At 59.2% G+C, this 15,970-nt stretch carries 14 protein-coding genes and 1 tRNA gene; 9 read left to right on the top strand and 6 right to left on the bottom strand.

The annotated features are described in order from the left end of the window. The first annotated feature begins 61 nt into the window (after window positions 1-61). Genes VO84_RS12755 through VO84_RS12745 form a run of 3 tightly spaced genes read left to right on the top strand, consistent with a single transcriptional unit; the run spans window position 62 to window position 3,076 of the window. Entirely contained in the window at window positions 62-1,030 is a 969-nt protein-coding gene (locus VO84_RS12755) for a proline racemase family protein (protein WP_197414015.1), read from the top strand. After that, the gene (locus VO84_RS12750; RefSeq protein WP_058187996.1) at window positions 1,027-2,139 is read left to right on the top strand and encodes an NAD(P)/FAD-dependent oxidoreductase; all 1,113 of its coding nucleotides are present in this window, start codon (window positions 1,027-1,029) and stop codon (window positions 2,137-2,139) included. The genes VO84_RS12755 and VO84_RS12750 overlap by 4 nt, the downstream gene beginning before the upstream one ends. Window positions 2,140-2,155: 16 nt before the next feature. Next, on the top strand, window positions 2,156-3,076 hold the full coding sequence (locus VO84_RS12745; protein WP_058187995.1) for a dihydrodipicolinate synthase family protein: 921 nt from the start codon (window positions 2,156-2,158) through the stop codon (window positions 3,074-3,076). A gap of 49 nt (window positions 3,077-3,125) precedes the next feature. Here the strand turns inward: VO84_RS12745 and VO84_RS12740 are convergent, their stop codons facing one another. Both VO84_RS12740 and VO84_RS12735 read right to left on the bottom strand, forming a co-directional pair. Next, window positions 3,126-4,667, bottom strand: coding sequence for a hydantoinase B/oxoprolinase family protein (locus VO84_RS12740; protein ID WP_058187994.1), 1,542 nt, complete (start codon window positions 4,665-4,667; stop codon window positions 3,126-3,128). Continuing rightward, on the bottom strand, window positions 4,664-6,661 hold the full coding sequence (locus tag VO84_RS12735) for a hydantoinase/oxoprolinase family protein (protein ID WP_082661946.1): 1,998 nt from the start codon (window positions 6,659-6,661) through the stop codon (window positions 4,664-4,666). Before VO84_RS12735 ends, VO84_RS12740 begins: the two co-directional genes overlap by 4 nt. 66 nt (window positions 6,662-6,727) lie before the next feature. Between VO84_RS12735 and VO84_RS12730 the strand changes: the two genes are divergently transcribed. From VO84_RS12730 to VO84_RS22855, 6 genes are all read left to right on the top strand, one after another. Continuing rightward, a complete protein-coding gene (locus VO84_RS12730) occupies window positions 6,728-7,972 on the top strand; it encodes an MFS transporter (RefSeq protein ID WP_231737909.1) in 1,245 nt (414 codons plus the stop codon). A gap of 89 nt (window positions 7,973-8,061) precedes the next feature. Further along, window positions 8,062-9,498 carry a TolC family protein gene (locus tag VO84_RS12725; protein WP_058187992.1) on the top strand — a complete coding sequence of 479 codons (1,437 nt, stop codon included), beginning with the start codon at window positions 8,062-8,064 and terminating at the stop codon, window positions 9,496-9,498. Then, window positions 9,495-9,767, top strand: coding sequence for a YtcA family lipoprotein (locus VO84_RS12720; RefSeq protein ID WP_058187991.1), 273 nt, complete (start codon window positions 9,495-9,497; stop codon window positions 9,765-9,767). The genes VO84_RS12725 and VO84_RS12720 overlap by 4 nt, the downstream gene beginning before the upstream one ends. Window positions 9,768-9,779: 12 nt before the next feature. Then, on the top strand, window positions 9,780-11,030 hold the full coding sequence (locus VO84_RS12715) for an efflux RND transporter periplasmic adaptor subunit (protein ID WP_058187990.1): 1,251 nt from the start codon (window positions 9,780-9,782) through the stop codon (window positions 11,028-11,030). An 8-nt stretch (window positions 11,031-11,038) separates the two neighbouring features. After that, window positions 11,039-13,237, top strand: a complete 2,199-nt coding sequence (locus tag VO84_RS12710) for an FUSC family protein (protein ID WP_058187989.1) — start codon at window positions 11,039-11,041, stop codon at window positions 13,235-13,237. A gap of 566 nt (window positions 13,238-13,803) precedes the next feature. Next, complete coding sequence (locus tag VO84_RS22855) at window positions 13,804-14,073, top strand: hypothetical protein (RefSeq protein ID WP_058187988.1); 270 nt, start codon at window positions 13,804-13,806, stop codon at window positions 14,071-14,073. An 18-nt stretch (window positions 14,074-14,091) separates the two neighbouring features. Here the strand turns inward: VO84_RS22855 and VO84_RS12700 are convergent, their stop codons facing one another. The 4 genes from VO84_RS12700 to VO84_RS12685 form a co-directional block, all read right to left on the bottom strand. Beyond that, window positions 14,092-14,391, bottom strand: coding sequence for a hypothetical protein (locus VO84_RS12700; RefSeq protein WP_058187987.1), 300 nt, complete (start codon window positions 14,389-14,391; stop codon window positions 14,092-14,094). A 131-nt stretch (window positions 14,392-14,522) separates the two neighbouring features. After that, the gene (locus VO84_RS12695) at window positions 14,523-15,020 is read right to left on the bottom strand and encodes a hypothetical protein (protein WP_058187986.1); all 498 of its coding nucleotides are present in this window, start codon (window positions 15,018-15,020) and stop codon (window positions 14,523-14,525) included. A 231-nt stretch (window positions 15,021-15,251) separates the two neighbouring features. Continuing rightward, window positions 15,252-15,338 (bottom strand) — tRNA-Leu (locus VO84_RS12690). A gap of 86 nt (window positions 15,339-15,424) precedes the next feature. Then, window positions 15,425-15,889 carry a YdeI/OmpD-associated family protein gene (locus VO84_RS12685; RefSeq protein WP_058187985.1) on the bottom strand — a complete coding sequence of 155 codons (465 nt, stop codon included), beginning with the start codon at window positions 15,887-15,889 and terminating at the stop codon, window positions 15,425-15,427. Window positions 15,890-15,970 lie beyond the last annotated feature (81 nt).

The following is a 15,970-nucleotide window of genomic DNA, read 5'->3' as shown; positions in this document are numbered from 1 at the left end:
GCTTGAGCGTTCCGATTGTATTCTATATGTGCTTTACTGACCGATCCCTGAGCGAACCGCTATGAAGACCGAGAAATCCATTCGCAAGATGACTGTGATTGACTCGCACACGGCGGGCGAGCCAACGCGATGCGTGCTGGCGGGAGTGCCGGAGCCTGTTTTTAGGAGGAGCGCAGGCACCCTGGCCGAGCGTGTGGAGCGACTGAAGCGCGAGCATGACGATCTGCGGAGGGCGATTTTGTGCGAGCCGCGGGGGTCCGACGTGCTGGTTGGCGCCTATCTGCTGGAACCGGATGAGCCGGATTGTGCGGCGGCAGTTGTGTTCTTTAACAATGCAGGCTATCTTGGCATGTGTGGCCACGGGACGATTGGCGTGGCTGTAACGCTGGCATATCTTGGCCGCATTGCGGCGGGAACGCATAGATTACAGACGCCAGTGGGCGTGGTGCAGGTACATCTCAGAGACGCACATACGGTTACGGTGGAAAATGTGCCTGCGTATCGATATAAGATGGGCGCGCGCGTGAGCCTGCCGGGCGGCATTGCAGTGACAGGCGATGTGGCGTGGGGAGGAAATTGGTTTTTTCTCGCACAAAATCACGGGCAAGAGCTTGCGCTCGAGAATGTAGAACATCTAACGGAGTATACGTGGCAGATTCGCACGCAGCTTAAGGCGCAAGGCATTACAGGCGCGAATGATGTAGAGATTGATCATATTGAATTATTTTCCCCACCTCTGGACACGGAGAATCATAGCCGGAATTTCGTACTCTGCCCGGGAAAAGCGTACGACCGCTCACCGTGTGGAACAGGAACAAGCGCTAAACTTGCGTGCCTGATTGCCGATGGCAAGATTGCACCAGGTGAAGCGTGGCGGCAGGAAGGGATCCTGGGCACGGTGTTTGAAGGCCGTGCGCGTGTGGAAAACGATGTGGTGCATCCTTCCATTACAGGTTCCGCATATATAACGGCAGAGGCTACATTGCTTTTCGACCCGGAAGATCCATTCCAGAACGGGATTGGCGCATGAACCATCATTTCGACGCAATTGTTGCGGGGGCTGGCATTGTGGGAGCGGCGTGCGCTGCAAGTCTGGCACGGGCGGGAATGCACGTGGCGCTTGTGGACCGCGGCGGAGTCGGCAGCGAAACCACTTCCGTGGGTATGGGACACATTGTGGTTCTCGACGACTCCGAGGCGCAGTTTGCCCTGACGCGCTACTCGCAACGTCTATGGCAGGAGCTTGCGCCGACGCTTGCGGCGGAGGCGGAATATGAGCCTCTGGGCACCGTTTGGGTGGCGGCCGATGATGAAGAGCTGGCAGAAGCGGAGCGGAAGAGCGCCTACTACAACGAGCGCGGAGTGCCTGCAACTGTGCTGAGTCCCAGCAATCTGGCCGAGCACGAGCCCAATCTTCGCGCCGGGCTTGCGGGCGGGATGTTTGTGCCGCAGGATGCGATTGTCAATCCACCAGCAGTGGCGATGCACCTGGTGACGCAGGCGCTGGCGCATGGTGCTGAACTGCTTTTGGGCTGCAAGATTAACGCACTCCGCAGAGGCGAAGCTGTGCTTGATAAAGGCGTGCGGCTGACCGCGCCGCTACTCGTCAATGCCACATGCGGATGGGCGACAGACCTTAATCCCGGCCTGCCGATCCGGAAGCGCAAAGGGCATCTGGTCCTCACGGAAAGATATCCGGACCTTGTGCGGCACCAGGTGGCCGAGCTTGGATATTTGAAGAGCACGCAGGCCGCGGAGTCCGATTCCGTGGTGTTTAATGTGCAGCCGAGACCGAACGGACAGATCCTTATCGGCGCCTCACGTCAGTATGACAATGAGGATACGGGCGTAGACAAGCGCATCGTGGAGGCGCTGCTGAAGCGCGCGGCGCAGTACATACCTGCACTAGCCACAAAGAAAATGGCGACGACCCGAGTGGGCTTTCGCGCGGCTACGCCGGACAAGCTGCCACTGATTGGCCCTGTTCCGGACGATGAGACGCTTTGGCTCGCCACCGGGCATGAGGGACTGGGCATTACGACATCGCTCGGCACGGCGGCGCTGATTGCAGCGGCGCTCACGGGGCACAAGTTGGAAATTCCAATTGAGCCGTATCTGCCTGCACGATTCGACAACTAAGCAAAGAGGGTTTCTTATGCAGTGGAAGGGCGTTATGCCGGCGATGACGACGGCATTTGACGAGCAGCTCAGCGTGGATCATGGCTTTGTGGCGCGGCACGCACGCTGGTTGATTGAGAATGGCTGCACCGGCATCATCTGTCTTGGCTCGCTTGGCGAAGCCGCAACGCTGACCTTTGATGAAAAGATCGCCATTGTGAAGACTGTCGTGGATGCGGTTTCGCCTGCGATTCCCGTAGTGGCGGCCATCTCTGCGCTTTCGACGGCAGAGGCAGTGAAAATGGCAGAGGCTTCTGCGGGGGTTGGCGCGCAGGGGCTGATGATTCTGCCGCCCTATGTATACAAGGGCGACTGGCGCGAGATGCGGGCGCATGTGGCTGCGATCCTGAAGGCCACGCCGCTTCAAGGCATGCTGTACAACAATCCGGTGGCCTACGGCACGGACTTTATTCCCGAACAGATTGCTGAGCTGGCCGATGAGTTTCCCAATCTTGTTGCGGTGAAGGAATCCTCGACGGATGTGCGGCGTGTGACGGCGATTCGTGCGCTCACAGGCGACCGGCTGGCGATTTTTATGGGCGTGGACGATGCGATTGTGGAAGGCATCGAAGCAGGCGCTCTGGGCTGGGTTGCAGGCGTGGTAAATGCGCTGCCGCGTGAATCGGTGGATGTCTTTGACCTGGCTGCGAAGGGCGACAAACAGGCGGCGTTTGCACTTTACCGCTGGCTTCTGCCGCTGCTGCGCATGGATACTGTGCCGAAGTTTGTGCAGCTGATTAAGCAGGTGCAGGAGGAGTTGGGCGCGGGCAGCGCTAGAGTGAGGCCGCCACGGCTGCAGGTGGTGGACGCGGAGCTTGCGGAGACACGCGCGGTTGTGGCTCATGCGCTGGCGAATCGTGTTGCAGGCGCAAGCGTAAGCACACCGTTCCAAAAATAAACGAAGGGGACGATCGGCTTCACGACTTGCTTTGCGCTGCAGGCGCGGCTTATTGGCGTGGCTTGCCCCATCCGCCGCCGCCCGGCGACTCGATTCGCAGCCGGCTGATTCCCCTTGCGCCGGACTCACCGCCACTCAGTCCCCAAGGCTGCATCGTGCGCCGGTCGGCCAGCAGCGTGACCTGCGCATCGCCAAGTAATTCGATCTCGCGTACTACTCCATCGCCGCCTGCATGACTGCCGGTGCCTCCTGATCCGCGCCGCAGCGAGTAGCGCGTGACGCGAAAGGGATAGGCGTACTCAAGAGCTTCCACCGGCGTGTTCAGCGAGTTGGTCATGTGCGCATGATGTCCGCTGGCTCCCGTGCTTTGCGGCGAGCCGCCATGGCCGCCGGCGATGGTTTCGTAGTAGGTGAAGGGCAGATTTGTTCTGGGATCGATGCCGCCGATGGTCAGGTTATTCATCGTGCCGTAGCTTGCTGCCGGAACATGGTCCGGGCATGCCGCCGCGAGCGCGCGCAGCACTACATCCACGATCCGTTGCGACGTTTCAACATTCCCGCCCGCGACAGCTGCGGGAGGCCGCGCGTTGACGACGGTTCCCTCAGGAGCGATGACACGAACGGGCCGCATGAGGCCTGCTGTTGCGTGGCCCTGCGCGCCCATTAGGCATCGCAGGGCATAAAAGACCGCTGACCATGTAATGGCATAGACCGCGTTAATACTGCCTGCTGCCTGAGGGTCCGTGCCGGTGAAATCGACCTCGGCTTTGCCGCGTTTCGGATCGATTCGCACGGCTACGCGAATGCCGATCGGCTCCGCATGTACGCCGTCATCATCCAGAAAATCCTCGGCGCGAAATTCGCCGGCAGGGAGCCTGGCCAGCATGGTGCGCATCTGCTTCTCCGAGCCTGCAAGAAGCGCGCGCACACCCGCATCGAGCCGGGTGTCTTTGGAGCCTGTGGGGCCAAAGCGCGCGGCAAGCTCCCGCATACGCTCGATGCCCACGCGGCATGCACCCATCTGTGCAGTCAGGTCGCCTTCGCGCTCTGCGGGCGTGCGCACGTTAGCCAATAGAATTGCCATCACCTGCGCGTCCATCTTGCCGGCGTGCATCAGCTTCACAGGCGGAATGCGAATCCCCTCCTGCGCGATCTCGCGACATGGGCCCATGGAACCTGGGTACATGCCGCCTACATCCGCGTGATGCGCGCGATTGGCCACGTAAAACGCGGGCTTGCGCTCGCGGCCGATAAAGACCGGCGCCACCATCGTCAGGTCGGGCAGGTGCGTGCCGCCGCGATACGGATCGTTGAGCAGCGCTACATCGCCTGGTCGAAGCTCGAAGGCGTCGAGTGCCGCTCGCACTGACATTGGCATCGACCCCAGATGCACCGGCATGTCATCGCCCATGGCAATCAGCTCGCCGCGCGCATCAAAGACTGCCGAAGAATAATCGCGGCGCTCCTTGATATTGGGCGAGAAGGCGGTACGGCGCAGCGCGGAACCCATCTCGACAGCGACAGAGTGCAGTGCCGCAGCGATGACCGCTATCTCCGCAGGGTCAGGTGTATTTTTGCGTGTGCGCTTCATCGCTTGCCTCCGGTTCTCAAGACTTCAGCCTTCAAGATCAGATTGCTGTGCGCATCCACCGTGCCGGTCCAGCCGGATGGCACAAATGTGGTGGCAGACAGTTCCGTGATCACTGCAGGCCCGGCGAAGCGATCTCCGGCGCGTAGCTTTTCGCGATCAATCAGCCATGCGCGTCGCCAGCGGGCGCTTTCATAGATGCGATGCGCTGCGAGTCGCGCCTGCCGTGCGTCGCCGGGCCTGAGTTTTTCGGGACGCATGCGTGGAGGCGCGGTTCGCGCAGTCGCCATTACGCGCAATGTAACGATCTCTACCGCGCGCGAAGCATCCTTGTAGCCGTAGCGCTTTTCATGCAGCGCGTGAAAACTCCGCGCAGCGTCGGCACTCCAAGGCACGCGCAGCTCAAAGCCCTGGCCGCGATAACGCATCTCTGCAAATCGCTTCATCTCGGGCTTTAACCCGTCTGTGGCGAAGGCTGCCTTTGCCTCTGCTTCGAGTTCGCGAAAAATCCGCGCCACGCGCGTATCCTTCGCCTCCATCATCACAGTCCGCGCAAACTCACGCTTTACATCTGCATCGAGAATTCCTAACGCAGACAGCGCACCCGGCGCGGCAGGAATTACAACCTGCTTCATGCCCAATGCAAGTGCTAATTCGCAGGCATGGAGCGGCCCGGCGCCACCAAAGCCGATCAGCGTGAAGCTACGCGGATCTTGTCCCCGCTCGACCGAAACGCGGCGCAGAGCCGCCTCCATTTCCGCATTTGCCACGCGCACGATGCCCTCGGCCAGCGCTTCAATAGACTCCATCGCATCGGTTTCGCAAAGCAGCCGATCAAGCGCAGCATGAGCGCGGTCTGCATCCAGTTGCATTCCACCACCGAGAAAATTTTCCGGCGCAAGTCGTCCTAGAACCAGATTTGCATCTGTTACCGTTGCTCGCTCTCCGCCTCGTCCATAGCAAGCAGGTCCCGGCACAGCGCCAGAAGATTCCGGACCCACGCGCAAGAGGCCACCTGAATCAAAGCGGGCGATCGATCCGCCGCCTGCGCCTGCGGTGTGAATGTCCAACATGGGCACGCCGACGGGCAGGCCTGCTACTTCACCTTCGATGGTCGCCTCTGGCTCGCGCCCTGTTTCCAGGAGTGCCACGTCGGTCGAGGTACCACCCATGTCGAAGCTCAATGCCTGTGCAATGCCCGCACGCCTGGCCACGCTCAGCGCGCCGATCACACCGCCCGCGGGACCGGAGAGAATCGTCCTTACCGGTTCCTCTGCTGCGGCGTGCGCCGACAAGATGCCGCCGGAAGACTGCATGATGCTGAGTCTTCCGGCCAGCTTATCTTCCATGCCACGGATGTAGCGTTCCATTTTTGGCGCGACGTATGCATTGATCACAACCGTGGAAGCACGCTCGTACTCGCGGAATTCCGGCAGAATTTTGTGCGACAAACTGATTGGCAGACCAAGCTGCGTGAGCGCTGTGCCCACCGCGCGCTCATGCACTGGATTTGCGAAGCCGAACAGAAGCGATACGGCAATGGACTCCGCGCCACTGGTGCGAATCTGCTCACGCAGCTCAATCAGTGCAGCCTCATCGAGAGCACGTATCACTTTGCCGTCTGAACCGATGCGCTCCGCTACGCCGAAACAGATGCGAGTCAGCGGCTCGGTGCGATGCACATTCCAGTCATACAGACTGGGACGCGCCTGCCGCGCTAGAGCCAGGATGTCCTCAAAGCCTGCGGTGGTTACAAAGGCCACGCGCGCGCCCTTGCGCTCGAGAAGCGCATTCGTCCCGACCGTCGTGCCGTGGCGCACTTCCACTTCGTCCGCGCCTGCCTGCACGGCGATTTGCGCTACTACTTCCAGCAGCGCGCGACCGGGGTCTTCGGGCGTCGAAGCCACCTTTACCACTTGAATGCGCCCGCCTGCGCGAAAGACGCAATCGGTAAATGTGCCACCGGTATCGACGGCAATGACAATTCGCTTGCTCATCAGAAGCCAACATATCAGGCGCGGCGCGTGTTTTTCTGCTGGACTGCCGAGCGCCCGAATGAGAGAGTGAAATCTCGCCTTATGCGCGTCAGTTCACAATCCTTTCGCTGGTCCGCAGCCACTCGGGCACAGCGCCGCGTCGTCATCGCGGCTGGGCTCGGCTGGATGCTGGATGCCTTCGACGTAATGCTCTACTCGATTATCCTGGCGAGCCTGATGTCGGCCTTCGGCATGAGCAAGTCGACAGCCGGGCTGCTCAATGCGCTCACCCTCGTCGCGTCAGCGATCGGAGGAATTCTCTTCGGCTTGCTTGCGGACCGCTTTGGGCGCCGGCCAATGCTCTCGCTGTCGATCCTTGTGTATTCCGTCTTTACCGCAGCCTGCGGGCTTTCCACGACGATCCCCGCGCTGGCAGTGTGCCGGTTTCTGCTGGGCCTGGGCATGGGCGGCGAGTGGAACACCGGCGCGACGCTTGTGGCCGAGACATGGCCCACTGCACTGCGCGGGCGCGCACTGGGCATTGTGCAGAGCAGTTGGGCCGTGGGATATGCGCTCTCCGCGCTTGTGGCGGGGCTGATTCTGGTGCATTTCAGCTGGCGCTATGCCTTCTTTGTGGGCATTCTACCGGCGATTGCCGTTCTCTGGATTCGCCGCGAGGTTCCGGAGCCGGAGGTCTTTCTACAGGCGCGCTCGGCCACTACTCCGCGCTCGTCTCTGCGTGCTTACTGGAAGCCTCTCGCAATCCTCACCGCAGCCAATACCTGCGGCATGTTTGCATGGTGGGGGCTGTTTACGTGGATTCCCGCCTATCTTGTGCTCGATGGCGCGCATGGAGGCCGCGGCTTCAGCCTAATGAATCTTACCGGCTTTCTCGTGGCGCTGAATCTGGTGGGAATGTTGCCCGGCTATCTGCTCTTCGGCGTGATTGCGGATCGCTTTGGACGACGCCTCAGTTTTGTAGTCTATCTTTCAGCTGCAGCGGCTTCTGTGGCGCTCTTTGCCTCTGCGCGCCAGCCTGTGGCCATCTTCCTGTCCGCCTGCGTCTCTGCGTTCTTCGGCACTGGCTTCTTTACAGGCTCAGGCATTATTGCTTCGGAGATATTTCCCACTTCGATACGCGCTACCGCGCTTGGCATCTCCTACAACCTGGCCCGCGGACTAAGCGCGCTAGCGCCTTTCACGATCGGTGTGCTGGCAGAACGGCACGGGCTTGCCGCAGCCTTCACGGTCTCCGCTGTGGCCTTCGCGCTGGCTGCGTTCTTTGGCCTGTTCCTGCCGGAGACCAGTAGGGCAGCGCTCGACATTGCATAATGCACATCTTCGCTGAAAACCTAATTGCCTGCACATCACACATGTCTTGCAACTGACCCTGCCGTAACGTATTCTCCGGTTTTAACGCTATGGCGAAATTCCCCTCGGCCCTAATCCTGCTCGTATTCGTATCCAGCGCTTCCGCGGCGGCCCAGTCTGCGCCTCCGGTGCCGGATAAGGTGTGGCACGCGCCTGCCGAGCACGGCCTGAGCCGCGATCTGACAGCGCACCCCGAGCAGAAATACGAGATTGACGCGACGCACGCCTACTCACTAGCGGAACTGATCGATCTGGCCCAGCGGCATAATCCGGAGACCCGCGAGGCTTGGCAGGCCGCACGCGCTAAGGCCGATGCTCTTGGCATTGCCCGCAGCCAGCTTTTTCCCACTCTGACCGCGGTGGTCCTTGCGTCCTCTCTTCGCCAGGCTGCGCTGCTTTCTTCTCACTTTGACCGCCAGACCGAGGGTCTTTTTATTCCCGAGCTGCACGTCACATGGCTCGTCTTTGACGGCGGCGAGCGCGGCGCAACGATCGACACTGCCAAAGCCAATCTGCTGGCCGCCGATGTGAGTTTTAACGACACACATCGCAAGCTCATCTACGCGGTTTCTTCAGCCTACTACCATCTGTTGAACGCGCGGGGACAACGCGAGGCCGAAGAGGCGAGCCTGAAGAACGCGCAGGCAGTGGAAGATCAGGCTCACAGCCGGCTGGATAACGGGCTGGCTACCAGGCCTGATCTGCTGGAGTCCACAGCCGCCCGCGCGCAGGCCGAATACGATTTACAGGCCTCCATTGGAGCAGAAGCTATTGCGCGCGGTGAGCTGGCCACAACCATGGGCCTGCCACCCGAGACAGAGTTCGCCGTGGTGGAAATCGACAAGGTGCAGCAGCCTGCCGCAATGGCAGACTCGGTGGACAAGGAGATCGAACGCGCCTTTTCACAACGCCCGGAGCTGCTCACGCAGGTCACGCGCCTGCGGGCTGCATCGGCATCCATCAAGGGGGCGCGTTCCGCATATATTCCATCTCTGAACCTGACTGGAGATGGTGGCATGGCCCGCGCATACGGCGAGCTTGACCAGTTCCCGCGCACCTATGCGCAGGGCGAAATATGGACCGCAGGCCTGGAGCTGCGCTGGACGCTTTTTGACGGCCTGCGGCGGGAGCGCGAGATGGCCCGCGCAAAGGCCGAAAAGAAAGCTGCCGAAGCCGGCATTGACTCGCTGCGCGACCAGGTTTCGAATGAGGTGTGGGCCGCATACACCAACATGCAGACTGCTCTGCGCCAGCAACAGGCCGCCGCTGCGCTGCTGGCTTCATCGAGCGAGGCATACGATGCTACGCGCGAGTCTTATAGTTACGGCGTCCGCAACATCATTGATGTCATCACTGCGCAAAAGACCCTTGCGCAGGCGCGCTCGGAAGACGTCTTCGCCCGCACGCAGCTTTTGCTGCAATCGGCCACGCTCGCCTTCCGCACCGGCGACCTGATCCAGCTTCCGCCCGGCAAAGGAACCCCATGAAGCACGCACGCAAAATTTCGGCGCTGCTGCTTGCACTGCCGCCCGTTCTTTTTCTGACCGGCTGCTCGCATGCGCCCACGTTCAATATTCTCGGCTCGTTTTTCCCTTCATGGCTGCTGTGCCTCATCGTAGGCATCTGCCTGGCCGCGCTGGTCAACTGGCTTTTAACACGTTACAAGCTTGAAAAGCTCATCGCCTGGCCTGTGCTGATCTACCCTTGCCTGGCCGCCTTCTTTTCATTTCTTCTCTGGCTTATATTTTTCAGTTAGCGAGCATGACCTATGGCGAATGAAGAGACACAAAACGAACACGGCGTACTGCGCTACATCGTCAGCGGGGGTATTCTGCTTGTCACCGCCATCACAGGCCTGCTGGTGCTGCGCCAGATCAATGACAACCCGCGGACGGACGACGCCGAAATCTTCGCCAATTACATCGGCATGGCTCCCGTGGTCAGCGGCCCCATCACGCATCTCTATGTAGCCGACAATCAGCTGGTCAAGGCCGGCGATCCTCTGCTTGAAATCGACTCGCGTCCTTATGCTTACGCGCTTGCTCATGCAAAATCCGACAAGGCCACACTGCAAGGCCAGATCGACGATGAGCGTCGCATCATTGCTTCCAAAAGCTCCGCAGTCGACGTTGCCAAAGCCGGCGCCGCAAGCGCAGAAGCGGCTTTGCATCACGCAAACGCTGCCATTGCACAAGCCAATGCGGAAGTGGGTAATGCAAAAGCTGCGCTCGACCGGGCCATCACCGAGCAGGCCTATGCGGACAACAATCTCCACCGTCTTGAGCCGCTGCTCGCCAAGCAGTTCGTCACTGTGGACCAGGTGGATCAGGCGCGTACCACTTCTGTTGCCCGCGCGCAGGCTGTTGAACAGGCCCGCGCGCAGCTTGCACTCGCGCAAGCAAGCCTCGAAGGTGCGAACGCACTGTATCTTCAGGGGCAGGCAAATGTGATTGGCAGCACGCACGGAGTGCAGCAGGCCACGCACTCGGTCACCACGCTTGCGCCATACAGTGAACAGCTTGGGGGACGCCAGGCAGCAATCGATATAGCGCAATACAACCTCGAAAATAGCCGCCTCATTGCGCCATTTGACGCCCGTGTAACCAACCTCACGCTCTCGCAAGGCGCCTACGCAAGCGCAGGCCAGCATATCTTCACGCTCATTGACACGCGGATATGGTGGGCTGTTGCCAACTTCCGAGAAACGCAGCTTGGCCACATTCAACCCGGCATGAAGGCGGATGTTTACATCATGTCGCGACCCAATGTTCGCTTTGAAGGCACGGTGGACAGCGTCGGGTTTGGCGTCACGCCGGATGCGGAGCTCGTGGGCAAACTCACGCAGCCCGGCCTGCCCGATGTGCAGCGCACGCTCAACTGGGTCCACCTTGCATCGCGCTTTCCTGTTCGGGTGCGCATCGATAATCCGCCGCCGGAACTCTTTCGCCTTGGCGAATCGGCCATTGTCATCCTTCGTGGCGACACGTCCGTAATCCCGCATGCCGTACCGCACCACTGAGCGCGTTTATGAGTCCAACTGGTAACACCACTCGCGCGGCCTCGCACGCACTTCCTCACGACGAGCGCGTCTCTGCCTGGTTTCCAGACTTTCTGCGCAAAGAACTCGCGCCCTATCCGGGCCGCGGAGCCATCGTGGCGCGCATGGTCATTGCGTCCACCATCACTGCTGTGCTCGTTGTCGTCTTCCGCATTCCCGGTGGGTCCATCGCCGTGCTACTGGCGATGATTCTCTCTCGTGAAGACATTGTTTCCACCACGTACTCTGCTGGTCTTCGCGTCCTCGCATTCGCACTTGTTGCGCTCTTCGTGCCAATCGGCGGCCGCCTCTTCGCATCTGTGCCAATCATGCACTTTCTCTGGCAGGGGATCAGCATCTTTCTCTGCTTTTATCTGCTCCGCATTCTGACGAACTTCGCTGTCGCGTCCACGCTCTGCCTGGTTGTCACCAACATTCTTACCATCTGGTATCTCCCCGGCCCGGCCGAACGCAATGTCGAGAACACTCTCTGGCAGGTGGCCGCGGCCTGCGTTGGAGCTTTGGTCACGCTGGCCGTGGAACTCGTCTACTATGCTTTCAACAAGCATGATGAGGTCATCACCGGCGTCGATAACCGCCTCAAGCACATCGAAGAATTGATGTTGGCCTATGCTGCAGATGAGCCGGTTCCGGCCGCCGTCAACCGGGAACTCGCGCGCTATGCCGTGGTAGGCGCAGGCGCTCTACGCCGCCACATCGCCCGCACTGCAGACGAGCCCATCCATCGCATGCGGATGAGCACCCTTCTCTCGCTCACTGGCCGCTCCATCGACTTCGCCGCTGCCATAGCTGCCTCTATGCCGAATTGCACGCCTGACGAGCGCGAACGCATGGGCCACCTCGCCCTTCGCATTGCGGAGATTCGCCATGGTCTGGCCATGCCCAATCAGCCGCAGCATCAGCCGGCACAATGGGAGCCGGAGTCGGAATCTACATCCACGCCGCTGCTCAGCGAGCTGGAAATCATCATGTCGCTGCTTCCCTCGGTTTTGTCCAACGATACATCGCTCGATCCGCGCTTTGAAATCCTGGATACTCCAAAGGAGGAGTCGCGCATCCTTGTTCGCGACGCCTTCACAAATCCCGAGTATGTTCGCTATGCGCTCGCCGGCACGCTTGCCGCCATGCTCTGCTACGTCTTCTACATGGGACTTAACTGGCCGGCGCTCGCTACCTCAGTCACCACCTGCGTGCTCACCGGCCTTACGAACATCGGTTCCTCACGTCAGCGACAGGTGCTTCGCCTCACAGGCGCAGTCCTCGGAGGATTCGTCTTCGGCATGGGCGCGCAGATCTTCGTTCTGCCCTTTATTGATAACATTGGCGGATTCGCGCTGCTCTGCGCCGCTGTCTCCGCAGTGGCTGCATGGATTACAACTGCAAGCTCCCGCCTCTCGTACGCCGGTCTGCAGGTTGCGCTCGCCTTTTACCTCATCATCCTCAGCGACCCGTCCAACATATCGCTCACTGGCGCGCGCGATCGTGTTCTTGGCGTGCTGCTTGGCACCTTCATGATGTGGCTCGTCTTTGAGCGCTTCTATCGCCGTCCTGCCATGGATGAGATGGTCAACCAATTTATCCGCAACACGCGCCTCCTTGCCGAACTGGCCGAGATGACCGTGGTAGAGACAGACGCGAATACCATCGTGCGCGTCCGCTATGTACGCGACCGCATCAACAGTGGTTTTGGTGAGGTCAATGCGCAATCTGACGCGGTGCCCTTTGAGACCGGACCGGAACGCGCCGGGCACATGGCGGCGCGTGATCGCATCCGCCGCTGGCAGGCCGCGGAGCGAACCTTTTACCTGCTGCAATCCCCGCTGCTTCAGTTTCGCGTGTTTGCCAATCCGGCGCAGCGCAACCGCCCCTTTTACGGCATTGAGAACCAGTTTCGTCTCACCTGCGGCCAGATCTTTCGCCACATGGCAGAACATCTTGAAAGCCAGGCCGGCTCCGGGTCGAAAGGCACCACCTCACCAGCCGCGGCGGAGGTACACCATGACCCCGTTCCACAACTTGTTCCACTGCTGGATGCGTTGCAAGCTGAGTGCAAGGAGCCTTTCAGCGAGCGCGAGCAAGCTCTCTTCCGCATGGCCCGCACCATTGGCGGTGTTGTGGACCGCATGGAGCAGGAGACCGCCGCCGAGCCGCTATTTTCCACTGAGTAGCCTGACAGCTGCCCGATCGGACCGGTCCGCTCCGGGGTTCTTGAGCCGATCACCTTGATGGGGCAAGTCCGCTGATTCAAAACAAAATCCTTACAAGATACTCTGTAAACTTTGTCCAGTACCCCCCTTAAACTCACCCGCGTCACAGGCATTAGCAAAGCTGTCACGTTTGGCGATGGCCATAGCGAGGGATCGTGGACTGGAAAGTACAGCACGAGGTGGATCGTCCCCAGGCAGAGCACGAGTTAGACCCCATGCGGCCAACGGCGACGGATACGATGCTGCGGTCAACAGGGGACAGATTTTTCAACTTTCTTCTGAGGCTTTGGAGCTGGCTGGTACTGAAAATTGCGCTGCTATGGGAACGAAGGTGAGGCACAATGGCAGAAATGGCAGCAAGAAAGAAAGCATAAAAAAAACGGCGCTTGGCCGGGGCTTTGCATTGAGGGAGATTCAAAGGCGATCGCTACCATGTCAAACATTCACAGTGATCGGCTCTTAGCCGGGTCCACGGCATTCGGTATAAGCGATGCCAGTCTTAGAGCGTCATTTTTATACATGCAGAATTGCTGGTTTCGACTGACGGCGAGCACGTCAGTCTATTGATGAAATCCTTGGCCGCTTTAGAGGAACTGCAACTGGCCTGGGATGTCAAGACCAAACACAACCTCGAAGGCCCTGACAACGGGGCAACGATGATGTTGCGGGGAGAACCTATGCGTATCGCGGATAGCTGGACGAAGGATGTAGCACATGATCCTTCACACCTAAATATTTGCTTAACGGCTTTCCTCGGACGTGGCGCGTCCAGCGAATACATAGATAAGACCGTTTAATGTTGTGGCGCGACAGCCTCAGCTGGTACGGCCTTCAGACTCGCGACGTATGGCGTCTACGATTGCGTTGGTTTCTTCCAGGTAGGCGGGGAAGTGTTTCCCGATGAAGTCGTCCAACTCTGCTGTGGTGCTCACAGTTTCGTCTTTGATTTTTTGTCCGTCTTCAGTGTGAAAGAGAATCACCTTACCGCCTTCAGCAAGTGTCTCCTGCGCATGGATAACAAAACTATTAACTCTGTGCGGACGATTCGCAGAGAGGCTTTGCAGATGAGAAAGGTCGTCATTGTCTAATAGAAGATCGGACATCTGGTTCAGCATAGGAGTGTGGTTACAGCTTCATCGAAATCCGCTTTAAAAGTCCATACAACTTAAGATTATTCGCCGATGACATAGGCCACGCTTGGGTTTTCGGTCTGATCCTCACCCCGCAACCTCGACTCAGCCAGCACTCAAAATGTGAGCTTGTACACGTTGCCGTTGCTGTCCGCTGCAACGCCTCTCACAGCGGAGGCCGCAGTGCCCGGGGCCGGGTTCTGCGCGGCCTGGAACGCCTCAATCGTAAGCGTGGTTCCATGTTCTCCTGTCAATGTCCCGCGAATCACATCCCGTCGTCCGAGCACATGAGCGGTGTAGTATCCGCTGCCAAAAACTGCATCCCACGCTGCGGACAGGTTCGCCGGGGTATTCCCGTTGCCTGGATTCGTGGTTCCATTTGCGGGAGCATCGGCAGTTTCCATCCACCTTCCTTTGAGTGTTTCGCCGTTGACCAGGGTAGCGGAGATTCCTCCCGACTTGCTGAATCCGGCGGTAAATTGAATGGGGAAAGCCGGAGGCGGCTGCTGAGCGGCCAGCGGCCCCTGTATGGGATAGAGTTTTCCGTCGAAGTGGCAGCCGGAGAGTATTGCGGAGCACACGAATACCAAGGCAATCAAGAAGTTACGTTTCATGGATGATCCTCGCTCTGTAAAAACCCACGTGCTGAGAAAAGTTGTGCACGCCTGGGACGAAAGATATGCAGTCATCTGCCTAAATCTCACGGGCAACAGCTCTATGCATTTGACTGATAGAGCATCCCCGACGCAGCCATCTTCTCTACGAGCTTCTGAGACAATCGGCCAAAGAATGTCTCTGAGGCAACTGTGTTACTCAATGATTTGTAAGTGATTGGTGAAGCAGATTGGTGCCGAAGAAGGGACTCGAACCCCCACACCCTTGCGAGTACGTGGACCTGAACCACGCGCGTCTGCCAATTCCGCCACTTCGGCACGGGACACAAGTCAGGCACGAAGCCGACCGGCAGTAATTTCGAGTTTCGCAGATTGCGCCCGGTATGTCAATTTAGCCGGGCCCTTCAGCCGGGCGTCTTTACCCCATCCCGAAGCATCTCCACAGCCTTTATCAGCCGCCGTTGCCGCGTCTCTTCCTTCTTCGCTTCCGTAATCCATCGCACATACTCTTTGCGATGCGAGTAACTCAGCGTTTCAAAGATCGCCTGCAGCTTTTCCTTCTTCAGCAGCTTCGTAAAATCCTCAGGCGTCTCGATCGTCCGCTCAGTCTCATCCCTGGTAATCGTCACGTCAATCGTATCGCCGATGTTCTTGTCGATCTGCGCGCGAATGGCTTCGATGACCGGAATGAGGTGCTGTACGGAGCCATATTTCATCAACGATCCGCTATAAGGCACGCCGTCAAAGGTGGCCTTCACCGGAACCCGGCCGCGTGTGCCGAATTCCTTCTCTGCGTCGTGGGGAAAGTAGACAGAGCAACTGTCGCCCGATTCACCGCCGATCTTCGCCTTGAACTTATAGGTCTTCATATGCGCACAAGTTTACCGCAACACAAAAAGGCCGACTCCTCACGGAATCGGCCTCTTGCAAAAACAGTACCCGTTGCGAAA

The sequence above is a fragment of the Occallatibacter gabretensis genome (assembly GCF_001449115.1).
Taxonomy (GTDB): Bacteria; Acidobacteriota; Terriglobia; order Terriglobales; family Acidobacteriaceae; genus Telmatobacter; species Telmatobacter gabretensis.
This window is presented reverse-complemented; position numbering and strand designations above follow the sequence as displayed.